This is a genomic window from Mariniflexile ostreae, from assembly GCF_042427585.1.
GTDB classification, from domain to species: Bacteria; Bacteroidota; Bacteroidia; order Flavobacteriales; family Flavobacteriaceae; genus Pseudalgibacter; species Pseudalgibacter ostreae.
In genome coordinates this window covers 47865-61304 of record NZ_JBHMFC010000028.1, presented here as the reverse complement: position 1 = coordinate 61304, position 13440 = coordinate 47865, and the positions used below count along the sequence as shown (strand labels likewise).

Below are 13440 nucleotides of genomic sequence, written 5' to 3'. Positions count from 1 at the left end.
GTACTGAGTACATATAGGGTTGTGATTTAGTTATTTATGTTTCGCAACACAAATATCCACAACCCTTCTCATTTTTTTTTAAAAAAGTTTAAATCACTTCATTACAAGAAGATGAAGATGGTTTTGAGAGAGCTACTATTTCTTCTGTATTAGATGATAAAAACAAAAAAATATTAAACGATAGCTTTTATGGTTTTGATATAGACACCACTATGGTACGTTTGGGACTGATGAACCTTATGATGCACGGTATAGACAACCCACATATTGAGTATAAAGACTCTTTGAGTAAAAACTATAATGAAACAGGTGATTATGATATTGTATTAGCTAATCCGCCATTTACAGGCAAGCTAGACAAAGGAGATGTAAACCCTGATTTAGGTATTGATACGGGTTCTACCGAATTATTATTTCTAGCTCGTATTTCTAAAATGCTACGCTCAGGTGGTAAAGGAGCTGTTATAATTCCTGAAGGTGTTTTGTTTGGTGGTTCTAAAGCCCAAAAAGCTACTAGAGAAATACTGTTAAAGGATAACCAACTAGAAGCAGTTATTTCCTTGCCAGCAGGTGCCTTCAAACCTTACACAGGAGTAAAAACAGCTATTTTAGTATTTACCAAAGTGGAAGAAGATAGTAAAACTTGGCATACCGATAAAGTTTGGTTTTATGCTTTAGAAAATGATGGGTATAGTTTAGATGATAACCGCAGAAAACTCAAAGAAAACCCACTACCTATAGTGAAGAGCGAATATGTCGTTAGAAAAACAGCTGATTACTCAGACCGTAAAAACCACTTTTTTGTACCCTTAGATGAAATACAAGAAAACGACTTAGACCTTAGTTATAATCGCTATAAAGAATATGAATACACAGAGCAAAGTTACGACCCTCCAAAAGAGATTTTAGCCAAATTAATGGAAATGGAACAAGGCATTTTAGCAGATATGCAAGAATTAAATGACTTGATAAGATGATACAGAAATTAGGTGAAATATGTGATTTCCATTCAGGAAACGCATGGAAAGCTTCTAAGTTTAAAGAAGAGGGAATTCCTATAATTAGGATAAATAATATGAAACCTAATGCAACCGATTTTAAATACTGGGATTGGGAAGAAGATTATGACCCTAAATATTTTGTAAATGAAGGAGATATATTAGTAAGTCTTTCAGGCACTATAAAAACTTATAAATGGGTTGGTGAAAAAGCATTGTTAAATCAGCGGATAGTAAGAGTAACTCCAAAAGAGGATGTAAATATTGATTGGGTTTACTATCAAATATCTAATGTAATAGAAAGAATTTCAGATAAAGGAAAAGATGCTGTTATAAAAAATGTTTCGGTTAATGACCTAAAAAAATATGAAGTAGAAGTTCCAGACCTACCAACCCAAAACAAAATAGTAACCTTACTAGACAAAGCTAGTGCTTTGGTGCAAGAAAGAGAAAAAAGTATTGCATTATTAGATGTTCTATTAAGAGCACAGTTTTTGGATATGTTTGGAGACCCTGTTTTGAATCCTAAGGGATGGGAAATAAATAAATTTATCGATTTATGTACTAAAATAACAGATGGTACACATAAAACTCCAAAGTATTTAAATGAAGGTATTCCCTTTATTTCTGCTAAGAATCTCAAAGGAAATAAAATATATTGGGATGATATTAAGTATGTAAGCGAAGAAGAATCAACATTTATAAATAAAAGATGTAATGTTGAAAAAGGTGATATTTTACTAACTAAAAGTGGTAGTCTAGGACAGCCAGCAATTATTGATGTAGATTTTAAATTTTCTGTCTTTGAAAGTTTGGCTCTAATTAAGTACAAAAGAGATAGATTAAATAATTCATTCTTATTAGCATTCTTAGAAAGTGAAGCTGTTCTTTTTTTATACAAAAGAAGAACGAAAGGAGTTGCAGTTAAACATTTACATTTAATTGACATAAAATCAATTCCAATTATTACACCTCCAATCTCACTCCAAAACCAATTCGAAACTATTTATCTTAACATACAAGTACAAAAAGAAACCCTAACCCAATCAAAAAATGATTTAGAAAACTTGTATGATAGTTTGTTACAACGTGCCTTTAATGGTCAACTTAATTTCAATGTAGATGCAGAGTTAGATGTGTTATTAGCGGCTATAGATATAGATAAAGAAAACAATGACATTAGAGATATTGCTACAGTTTATGCTAGTCGCTTATTAGAACGCTTAGACTCTCAAGATTTTGAAACCCAAGCCCAATACCAACAAGCCAAACAAGTAGCTTTTCAGATGCTTAAAGAAGGAGCTATCGAACAAGAGTATGATACAAAAAATTCAGCAGTAAAAATGAAACTAGCATGAAGCTTTTAAAACTCCACATACAAGACGAGTTTAGAAGTTTGCACGAAGGCTTTCGAATAGACTTCCATAAGAATACAGATTCTATGGATACCTTTCAACCTTTTTGTTTTGCAGGTTTAAATGGTAGCGGAAAATCGAATGTGTTAGAAGCCTTAGCTGCTATCTTTTATCATTTAGAGTTTTGTGTATCAAAATTTCGTCCTCAAAGTTTTGATAAGCACTTTAAACGACACATCAGTACGCCAGATGCCTACACTTTAGAATACTTAATTGGTAAAAAAAATGAGTATCCGAGTACTTCTAATAATTTAGTAAAAATTGTCATTATAAAAGAGCGAAAAACGCCACCAACTATTTTTGTTTATTCAAGATTAACAGACGAAGTTCCTGATTTAACTATGCCGTTAAATCAAACCGAAAATAATGAAGGGGCAAAGTTGTACCTTCCTGATTTAGTCGTAGCTTATTCTTCAGGAGAAAACGAAATACTAAGTCTACCGTTCATAAAAAATCGATTAATCAATTTCGATAAATACTGTGAAGACTATAAAAAGAATGAAATATTTGTCGAACCTGAATCCAGTTTAATTTATATAGACGAAGGAATGAGTCAAGCTGTGTTATTAGCAGCGCTTTTGTTTGAAGACAAAAACACACTGAAACCTTTAAAAAAGGAATTAGGAATCCTAAAATTACAAAGTTTTTCAATTAAATTAACCAATCATTTTCTCTCCTTTAAAAAAGAAAAAAGCAATGCCATTAAACATCCGATTCTTGAACATATTTATCAGATAATTGAAAAACTAAAACTTTGTTCTACATCTTGTTATGAAACAAATTTTTTGCAAGGTCATGGAGGTACTACTAGAGAATTTCCTCCAAATATTATTTCTTTAGATTTTTATGCAGATGAAGCTACAAAGACAGCTTTTAAAACGCATTTTAGCACCTCCTTTGAACTCTTTCGCTTCTTTCAAGTGTTGTATGAGCTAAACTCAAATATTGTATCAGAAAGCATCAAGGAAGAAGTTTACAGCTCCAAAGGATTTTACACTAAGGGAAAACTGCCTGGTGCAGCCCCCATAGATACCGTTTTCCATTTTCTAGATTATAAAATTCTAAAAAAGATAAAAGGTAAAAAAGAACCTAAAGCATTATTGTTACGGGAGTTTTCAGATGGTGAACAACAATTTTTACATACTATAGGTATTTGTTTAATGCTAAAAGACCGTAGAACCCTTTTGCTTTTAGACGAACCTGAAACGCATTTTAATCCATCTTGGAGGGCTAAGTTTATTAAAATTTTAAACGATAGTATTCATGCTGGTAGATTGAAGAATTTACCCAACGGTGATTTCAATGTTCATTTATTAAAAGATGTCATTCTTACATCTCATTCGCCTTTTATAATTTCGGATTGCATGCCTAACAATGTTATTTTCTTTGACAGAAATAAAGAAACCGAATTGGTAGAAGCAAAAAGTGCAAAAGAGCTGGAGTTTAACACCTTTGGCGCTTCTGTAGAGGATATTCTAGATGAACTGTTTGATTATAACCAATCTATTGGAGACTGGTCTAAGCAGGAATTACTAGATATTACTTTTGATGAAATAAAAACTAAAAAGGATGTTGACCAAGCCAAGCATAAATTAAGAATACTAGGTTCTTCCATCGAAAAAGACATTGTTTTAACCAAGTTAAACCGTATAAATCCTAAAGATTAATGCTTAGACTATACGACCCTATTCAACATGATGTTTTTACACTAAATACACTTTTAGAACACCTTGTCTGTAATGTGTGGTGTGAGGCTTGTAATGATTTATGTGAAGACAAGCTTCAGGATGAATTTAAAGTTATCTATAATTACTCTGTCAAAAAAGAGGTGACGCTTAAAAGTGAAGTTGAACGTATTTATATATTATTTAAAGGGCTTACAGAAGAGCAAAAGAATTTAACAAAACAAGCTTTTACAACTAATAATTCTATCGAGGTTTTATGTAATGGAGGTATTCCTATCTATCTTAATCAATTACCTAAAGTAGTTAATGACGAAATTAAACCATTGTTTAAATGGTGTTATGAAACACTTTTAGATAAAGGAAAAGTTGCTGGTGATAAAATGGACTATTACAAAGCGTTAATAAAACATAATGATTTCATTACTTGTCCTTGCTGTGGCTTAATAGATTTTGAATCTTTTGAAAGTAAGTACAGAGAGGCTTACGACCACTACTTGCCCAAGTCAAAATATCCATTCGCAAGTGTTAACTTCCAAAATTTGGTTCCTTTATGCTATAAATGTAACTCTGATAGAAAAAAAGCCAAAGACCCAATAGAAAAAAATAGAGTAGTTTTTTACCCTTTCTCAACAGAAGAACATACAATTGAAATAAATTCTGATTTCATTCTTGGAGTGAATGAAGAGAGGTTAGATATTGAACTTAATAATTTTAAAATTACTTTTATTGGTAACACTCCGAAAATAGAAACTTGGAATTGGTTATTTGATATAGAAGAAAGGTATAGTAATCAAATCAAAGGTTTTTCAAAAACTTTTCTAACCAAGATAAGGCGTAGGCATAAAAAATTCCTCAAATTAAAAGCAGATTGGACATTTATAAATACTATAGATTACCTTATCGAAGATTATGAACATGATTACTATGATGATAAAAAATTCTTGAAGATTGCTTTTTTAAAAGTCCTTAAAAAGGATGATACCTTTTTACAAACCTGTGCATAAAAATAAATAAATCTCTATTTTCTATGAACTACTGGCACACTCAAATGCAACCAGATGATAAGTTATCTGTTCAAACACTCATAGAGGTTATTAAAACCAAAGAAGCGATTGGTTTAGGAGAGACTTGGAATGACAAAAATGGAAATCCAGTTCCAGATCCGGGTATTTTTAAAAATGACATAGAGATTGGAGATATAGTAATGGTTCGTGATACTATAACCCCTGTTGCTTTAGTGAAAATATTGGGCGATGCATATATAGATAAAACAGCAGATTATAATTTTGATTGGTTCACTTTAAGAAGAAAGGTAGAACTGATAGCAATTTTTGATGAATCTAGAGATAGTAATCTTCTTGAAAGAAGCTTAAAAAAATATGAAAGCAAACATATCCAAGCTCCAGGCACATTAACATTATGCCAAGGAAATAATGCAACCAATTACTTTATTAAACAATGGCACATACAAGCAAAGAATGATAATCTTATGGAACATATAAAACCAACTTTGGAAAGACAACGAGATATTATAAACTTGTGGCTTAAGTTTAAAGAATCGTATTCAGTAGAACAAATTAGTACAATCAATAAGGATATTGATATCTTATTAAAAAGTTGGAATCAATACAAGTTAAAGATTGTTGATGGTAGCTTCACAATTGATGATTACACCAATAGATTATATAATGAATCTGCAACCATGCCTGGTGGCTATTTATGTAATTTTTTGGAGCGTACCACTAAATATATTTTTGGTTCATCCAAACCTGGGAATGCCATAAATTTTGGCGTAAAACTAAATGATGACGATACTTATACTATTGGTAAAAGTAATCCCAATGCTTCGAGAGAAGAAGCTGAAATAGAATTTAATAATAGTATAAAACCATTAATTACAAGTATTGTTAATTCCAAATATATAATAGAGAAGATCACATTGGTGGACAACTGCGGATATGCAGCTAAACAAATTTTAAGAAAAATGGCTGTTTTAGATGAAGTAAATTCTTTTGTTTATATCTATTCTGATGATTGGATAGATACACTTTATGACATGTTTATTGAAGGTGATGAAGTTACTAATTTTGGAAAAAATCATGCCATTAAATTAGTTACAAAAAAGATACTTGGTTTAAATGACACTGATAGGGTAATAGGTGTTTTAGCATCACGCTTTTTGTGGCAGTTTTGTAATTACAAAAGTTATGCCGACGAAAATTCACCAAATGTAATATTATATGGTCCTCCTGGTACAGGTAAAACTCATGCAATAAAAAAAAGTTTGGACTTCTTATGTCAAGGAGATAGAAGTAAATATGAATTTGTTCAGTTCCACCCATCATTTACCTATGAAGATTTTATTGAAGGTATCAAACCTAAAGGTGTTACAGATAATGGAAACATTAAATTTGAATTAGTTGATGGCATCTTTAAACGCTTTTGCAAAAGAGCAAAGGACAATCTTGATAAGGACTATTATTTTGTTGTAGACGAAATTAATAGAGCAAACTTATCTTCGGTCTTCGGTGAAACCCTTTTGTGTATTGAGAAAGATTATAGACATGATGGTATTAATGATGAAAATCTTATAAAAACACAATATTCAGCTTTAATTGAAGATATGATTAAAGAGAATTCAGAAAATGAAAGCTTAGCCTATCATCTAGTTGAGAACAATGCTTATTTTGGAGTGCCTAAAAACGTGTTTTTTATAGGCATGATGAATGATGTAGATAAAAGTATAGATGCCTTTGATTTAGCCTTAAGAAGACGTTTTAAATGGATAAGAAAGGATTGCGATTATGAGGTAATTGAAAATGATGTGAAATTTAGAAACGGGGATGATTTTCATAACATTGAAAAATATTCCAAATCATGTAAAAACCTCAATGATTTTATAAGTGAAGAATTAGGTATGGGGAAATCTTATGAATTCGGTCATTCATTTTTTATGAAGATTACAGATATTGCTAGTAGTAGAACTATCTCTTCTAAAAATTTAAAAGTGTTATTCAATTTACATTTAAAACCTACACTTAAAGAATACTTAAGGTCTATGTTTGCTGAAAGTCAACTTGAAAATAAATTAGAAGAAGCTTTAACTGTTTTTATAAATCCTATTAGTAAATAATAGATGAAAATAAATGTACCAACAAATCATAATTTTTATGAAGAAAAACCATTAGTTGAAAGCCAATTAAAGGAAGAGTTTGGTGCAAAAATTAAAAAGGACACAGATTATATCAAGCAACATATTTTCTCTTCAACTTATCATTTTACAAGTAAAAAGGAAAGCCTTCAACAAATCAAAATCTTTGGATTTAAGGAACAGAAGAACAAACTTGAAGATGAAGAACAACTCATACTAAAATTATACGCAAAAGAGAGTAATACCGAAGAGAAAAAATATATTATTCAAACAGGTTTATTTGCAGGAACAATTTACCATAAAGACGTTCAGTTTAATATAGTAACACCCTACGGAGATACTTTTTTAAAACGAATGTTGAACTTTGTTAACGAAATCTACATTGATAACCAATCGACTAAAGCTGATAAGACAGAAGAAACTAATGAGTTTCAAAACATTATAGCCTTTCTGTTTATCCAATCATTAGAGAAATCAGCAGTTCTAGGCTTACCTAAAGTCTATCAATCTATTACACAAAGAAGTAATAAGGTTCGTGGTAAAATTGATTTAAACGCATATTTAAAACAAGATATTCCGTTTACAGGAAAGTTAACCTCAATCTATAGGGAACAAATTTATGTTCAAGATATTATAGATGTATTATACCTAGCCTGTAAGGCACTTGAAAAGAAGTTTGGCAAAGAAATACATAAAAAAATATTAGGTGTCTATCAGTTACTTAAACAAAATTATTCAGGTGTCTTTCCTCAAGCTGCTATAATAGAAAAAGCAAAACATCATGTAGTATTGCAAAATCCTATGTATTCTAACTTTAAAAAAACAATAGGTTATGCTGAAATCATACTGAAAGAACAAAACTTACTAGTATCTAAAATCGACAATAAACTATCCACAAATGGTTATCTATTCGACATATCTCAACTATTTGAGGTTTACCTAGAAAAGCTATTAAGTCGTTATTTTAAGGATTGGTATATAACTGGTCAAGAGGAGTTGAATGTCTACAAAAAAATGTTTTATAAACGTAAAATGTTTCCCGATTTAGTAATGAAACATAAAAAAACCAATCAAATAGTAGTCTTTGATGCCAAGTTTAAAAAAATGAGGCTTCATAAAAACCTGAGTAATTATTCAGATGTAGATAGAAGTGATTTCTATCAAATTCATTCTTATATTCAGTATTACCAACCTGATGTTATTGCAGGTGGTTTAATTTACCCCCTATCTAATCAAATTAATGTAGATACTACTCATTCTGATAGGTTATTTGGTAATCCAAACATAGATACTAAATTTATTGTAGATGGTATTTTAGTTAATGAAGAAATGAGTATCTCTGATATTAATGAAAAAGAAAATGAATTCTTGTTTCGGTTAGAAAATGTTATAAATAATGTCATATTAACCCATTTAAAAACAGTATAGAAAACAATTCCAAAATTAAATATTTGACTTATCAACAAAAATTAAATTTTAATTAACACTTTCTGTTAACAAAAATATTATATTTGCATGAAGATTACGTTTGGTAATAACAACTTGAAGAAGTATGCTAACAATGATAGTTTAGCAGAAAGAAAATTAGGAAAACGAGAAGCACAACTGTTTAAGCAAAGACTTGATGACTTAACAGCAGCCAAAAATCTAGAAGATGTTAGATATTTACCCGGAAAGTATCATGAATTAATTGGAAATAGAAAGGGGCAGTGGGCATGTAATTTAGTCCACCCTTACAGATTAATTTTTGAACCTCTTGAAGATCCTATTCCTGAAAATGAAAATGGTCAATATCTCTGGATAGAGATAAAGGGAGTTGAGTTAATTGAAATTGAAGATTATCACTAAAAACACACACAAATGGCAACAATAAACCAATATTATCCGCAATCTGTCTCACACCCAGGAACTACTTTATCTGAAATATTATCTGAAAAAGAAATGGGAGCGAAAGAGTTTGCAGTTAGAACAGGTAAGCCTGAAAAAACAATTTCAGATGTCTTGAATGGAAAGAGTAGTATTACTCCTGAAATGGCTATTCTATTTGAACAAGTTTTAAAAATCCCAGCACACTTTTGGATTAACCGACAAAAAAACTATGATGAATACTCTGCACGAATAGAGTATCAAAAAACTATTGATGAAGGAATAGAATGGTCTAAACAATTCCCTTACGCAAAAATGGCATCACTAGGTTGGGTTGAACCAACATTAAAAAAAGAAGTTAAGGTTATAAATTTATATGATTATTTTGAAGTTTCTAACACTAAAGGTTATCACGACTTCTATTTCAATCAGAAACTTTTAGTTAATTTCCGAATCTCCTTAAGAAATAATGAAAATGCAGGAGCCATAGCAGCATGGCTAAGACAAGGAGAAATACAGGCTAAAGAATTAGTAGTTCCTGAATTTAATAAAAATAGCTTAAATAAAATTTTACCAGAGCTAAAGAAAATAATGGCTATACAACCTCTTGATTTCTTTATCCAAATAAAAAAACTATGTAAAGGTGTCGGTTTAAAGGTTGTACACACGCCTTGTTTACCTAAAGCACCTATACATGGCTCTACTAGGTGGCTTGGAGACACTCCCTTAGTACAATTAAGTGGCAGATACAGAAGAAATGATATTTTCTGGTTTACTTTTTTCCATGAAATTGGTCACATTCTATTACATGGTAAAAAATATATATCAATAGAAAATATTGAATATGATGGTGAAAATCAAGTTTATGAGAATGAAGCAAATGAGTTCTCTGCAAACATTCTTTTAACTAAAGCAGAAGAACAAGAAATAATAAACAATCAAAAATTAACAGTAAGCGATGTAATTACTTACGCTAACAAATTTAAAACTCATCCTGCTGTCATTATAGGCAGACTACAGCACTTAAAGTTAGTCCCTTTTGGTTTGGGTAATCACTTGTGTAAGCCTATTGATTTTACTGTTAAATAAAAAATACACCCCGTAATTAAACAGGGTGTATACACTCAACTCAAAAACCAACGATGTTTAGAGTCATCATTGATAGCATTAGCCAAACCCTTTGTAAAATCAAAGGCATTGACATTCCTTGATAGAAAAGAGTCTATATAAGAGCTCTTATTAGCCCCTGTGAAGAGATTATATACTTTCCATAGATTGATGTCTCCATTCTCGTTTCTACAAAAGCTATTATCCAAATAATAATCCTTAGCTACTGTAGAAATCTGCCCATCATTAAGCATTAATTCTGGAATCTGAGATTTTTCCTCTTTAGGTAAAAAGTTATATAATCTTGCCCTCCCTATAAGTTGAGCAAATTGTTTTTCAGTGATACTTTGTTGAGATAACTGCTTCATTTCCTGTAAGTGTGATTGGGCATTATAGTTCTCCATTAAATCCATGATTTTAGATTGTAATTCAGAATAGTTCCCAACTCGCATTTCATCTTGATATCCATCTGTAGAAATACATAAATTACAGCACACCATATTTTGAAAACCTACAAAAAACTTAAACTTCTCATAAGTTTTTTTGTTATATAGGTTTTCTTGGTTGTATGCTCGCACTCCACCTACTGTTAAAGCAACATCATTTCCATTAATGTTTTCTGTTATAGATGGAATTCTAATGATAAAAGCCATCCTTTCAAAATACTGGGTTTTCTCGTGGTCTAAAAGTTCCTTTACGGGCTTATAAATTGCATCAGCAGTTCTGCCCTTAATTTGATGAGAAACCCTTACTTCTGGCACTTCAACTGTATGATGCGAAAACACCTTACCAACACAATCTTGAGCTATCTCTATAAACTCCTGATGTGCTAATGTTTTTTCGTTATCTTTTGAAAAAACAGGAATGATGCAATCATGCTTTAAAGTAGAAAGGCTAACCTCTTTTGTGTTAGCCTCCATAAATGGATTTTGTGGATATATTTTATTTTCTGAAGGTATTTGCAAATGATGTACAGTTTGTGACTGACCTTCAAGCAAATTAAATACTCCATGACGTTGCTTGTTAAGCTCTGTTACTGATACTATTTCCATTTTGACTAAAATTTTGTGGGTTAACTAACTTTTCTAACAAATCTTTTTTAGCTTGAAACAAAGCTTTTAATGGCAACTGAAAACTAGGATGTTGTTTATACAGTTCCATTAACTGACTAACAGATAAACAGTCTTCTATTTTCTGTTTTACATCTTCTTCTTTTATAGGGGAAGTACACCATTCTAATATGCGTTTTCCTGTGTAAGTATTTATCATAAATTCTGGCTTACCAGAAAACAAATTGGTTCTGTCTTTACTCGCTAAAGCAAAGTGTTTAATATCTATATCAAATACAATAGTAAACTCATAAGAAACATCATCTCTTTGTACCGCTTTAAGTCCTACTTTTTCAGGAACATATTTACCATCTTTTTGTTGTAGTACATATTCTTGTTTTGTCCTCATGGTTGCTATAACATGAGCATTACATTGTAAAATCTTATTAATAAAAGCTTTTTGTCGTGGAGTTACCTTGTTCCAGTTTGTAAAAGAATTGCCAGGTAGTTTTGAATGATAGTCTATCAATTCATCCCATACTTGAGAGATGGAATCCAAAATTATCACTTCCATTCCTGCTTTTTCACAAACCTCTATTGCTTCAATGAATTTCTCTGGTGTATAAGGTGGTTGTAATGGTAATACATTGTAGTTACCTACATGAGCATAAAGGTCCGCTGAACCGTTTTCTGTATCAACAACAGCCACTTTATCCAGCTGGTCATTAGTTAGTCCTTTAGCAAGTAAAAGAGCGCTTAAACTCTTCCCACAGCCACTACTTCCTTGAAGAGCCATTTTAATTTTTGCTTGTTTTCTTTCGGATTTTCTTAATTCCATAATAAAATTATTTAATGATTAATATTTAAATGAAAACAGGCTAATCCCTTCCGAAATTAACCTGTTATAAAATGAATGTTTTGTTTAAAGTTATAAGTCCATAAACTTTCTGTTTTCCGAGTCTAGATCTTCATTTGAAAATTCTTTTAAGTAACTCATGGTTATGCTTACATCTGCATGACCCATCATTTCAGAAATCTTTTCAATTGGTGTTCCGCTCATTTTCAGAATGGTAGCAAAACTATGTCTAGCCACATAAGACGTCAGCCTTGTTTCCACACCAACTAATTTAGCTATTTCCTTAAGTCGAAGATTGTACGCTCTTAATACTTTTTGCTTTCTATAATGTATCTGCATCGGAGTTAAATTTTCATGTAACAGAATGGGAAACACATAATTTGTTGGTCTTTTTTGACCCCTATAATAATTAATAATCTCTTGAGCATTATCGATGATTTCTAAATTAAATTTCCCTTTGGTCTTCGCCCTAGTATAATGAATTCTATTGTTTTGTATATCTGACCATTTCAAATGCATCATATCTTTAAAATTCATACCCCTAGCATAAACTGAAAACATAAAGTAATTATGTGCCTCTACTAAATGTGGGTAATCGCTTAAATCAACATCTCTAATCTTCTTAAACTCTTCAATTGTTAATGCTCTTTTAGATATGTTCGATTTAAGCTTTGAAATCTGATAATTTTCAAAAGGATATGGTTCTTTAGGTATCAACCCTCTTTTTCTGGCTTTGTTAAACAACGCTTTAAGCTCTTTCATCTTAAAAACTATTCCACCATTTTGGTTTCCGTTTTCTCTAAGAAAAACTTCATATTTCTCTAAAAAGGTAGTAGTCATTTCCTTAAATTTAATCTTCTTTCCACTAAATTTAATTATCGAATCTCTCGTGCTTTGATAGGCTTTTCCATTACTTATTCTTCCAGACCTCGTCATTTCATCTATAATTTCATTAAAGAAACCAATTACATATATTTCATCTTGCTTTTTAGTCCCTCTAAACGCTTCTTCAAAATCTTCTAATGTGAAATCTGTTTGATTGAGTTTGAATTCTCTAATTATTTTTAATGCTCTTGCTTTTAGGTTTAATAAAACTTCATTTTCTGTTTGATAGCTTGGATGGTGTTTTGTAAACGATTCATTCACAAAATGCTCTACATTACAATATAGTCCTAAACTGATTTTCTTTTGCTTTCTATCTTTCAGAATTCTCAAGTAAACAGCATACTTGCCATTAGCCATAGGCTTCCCATCAAGCATCAATTTAATTGTTGCTCGTATCATCTTTTTTTGTTTTAAATTTTGAAATAAAC

The 13440-nt window shown here is 31.0% G+C and carries 11 protein-coding genes; 8 read left to right on the top strand and 3 right to left on the bottom strand.

Going from position 1 to position 13440, the window contains the following annotated elements; genetic code table 11:
- The first annotated feature begins 92 nt into the window (after positions 1-92).
- From ACFFU9_RS08150 to ACFFU9_RS08115, 8 genes are all read left to right on the top strand, one after another.
- Positions 93-977 (top strand): HsdM family class I SAM-dependent methyltransferase, encoded by an 885-nt coding sequence (locus ACFFU9_RS08150; protein ID WP_379860909.1) that lies wholly within the window; start codon positions 93-95, stop codon positions 975-977.
- Positions 974-2356 carry a restriction endonuclease subunit S gene (locus ACFFU9_RS08145; protein ID WP_379860907.1) on the top strand — a complete coding sequence of 461 codons (1383 nt, stop codon included), beginning with the start codon at positions 974-976 and terminating at the stop codon, positions 2354-2356. Before ACFFU9_RS08150 ends, ACFFU9_RS08145 begins: the two co-directional genes overlap by 4 nt.
- Positions 2353-4080: a restriction system-associated AAA family ATPase gene (locus ACFFU9_RS08140; protein WP_379860906.1), complete on the top strand. Its 1728-nt coding sequence runs from the start codon at positions 2353-2355 to the stop codon at positions 4078-4080. The genes ACFFU9_RS08145 and ACFFU9_RS08140 overlap by 4 nt, the downstream gene beginning before the upstream one ends.
- Positions 4080-5102 (top strand): HNH endonuclease signature motif containing protein, encoded by a 1023-nt coding sequence (locus ACFFU9_RS08135; RefSeq protein WP_379860905.1) that lies wholly within the window; start codon positions 4080-4082, stop codon positions 5100-5102. Before ACFFU9_RS08140 ends, ACFFU9_RS08135 begins: the two co-directional genes overlap by 1 nt.
- Positions 5103-5125: 23 nt before the next feature.
- A complete protein-coding gene (locus ACFFU9_RS08130; RefSeq protein ID WP_379860904.1) occupies positions 5126-7231 on the top strand; it encodes an McrB family protein in 2106 nt (701 codons plus the stop codon).
- Between the two features lie 3 nt (positions 7232-7234).
- The gene (locus tag ACFFU9_RS08125) at positions 7235-8677 is read left to right on the top strand and encodes a 5-methylcytosine restriction system specificity protein McrC (protein WP_379860903.1); all 1443 of its coding nucleotides are present in this window, start codon (positions 7235-7237) and stop codon (positions 8675-8677) included.
- Positions 8678-8764: 87 nt separating this feature from the next.
- A complete protein-coding gene (locus ACFFU9_RS08120) occupies positions 8765-9097 on the top strand; it encodes a type II toxin-antitoxin system RelE/ParE family toxin (RefSeq protein ID WP_379860902.1) in 333 nt (110 codons plus the stop codon).
- 12 nt (positions 9098-9109) lie between these two features.
- The gene (locus ACFFU9_RS08115; RefSeq protein WP_379860901.1) at positions 9110-10204 is read left to right on the top strand and encodes a HigA family addiction module antitoxin; all 1095 of its coding nucleotides are present in this window, start codon (positions 9110-9112) and stop codon (positions 10202-10204) included.
- Between the two features lie 35 nt (positions 10205-10239).
- On the opposite strand, the gene ACFFU9_RS08110 is transcribed toward ACFFU9_RS08115, so the two are convergent.
- The 3 genes from ACFFU9_RS08110 to ACFFU9_RS08100 all read right to left on the bottom strand — a co-directional run bounded on the left by ACFFU9_RS08110 (position 10240) and on the right by ACFFU9_RS08100 (position 13411).
- Positions 10240-11274 (bottom strand): DUF3871 family protein, encoded by a 1035-nt coding sequence (locus ACFFU9_RS08110; RefSeq protein WP_379860900.1) that lies wholly within the window; start codon positions 11272-11274, stop codon positions 10240-10242.
- Positions 11246-12109: an AAA family ATPase gene (locus ACFFU9_RS08105; protein ID WP_379860899.1), complete on the bottom strand. Its 864-nt coding sequence runs from the start codon at positions 12107-12109 to the stop codon at positions 11246-11248. The genes ACFFU9_RS08110 and ACFFU9_RS08105 overlap by 29 nt, the downstream gene beginning before the upstream one ends.
- 90 nt (positions 12110-12199) lie before the next feature.
- On the bottom strand, positions 12200-13411 hold the full coding sequence (locus ACFFU9_RS08100; RefSeq protein ID WP_379860898.1) for a site-specific integrase: 1212 nt from the start codon (positions 13409-13411) through the stop codon (positions 12200-12202).
- Between the last annotated feature and the right edge of the window lie 29 nt (positions 13412-13440).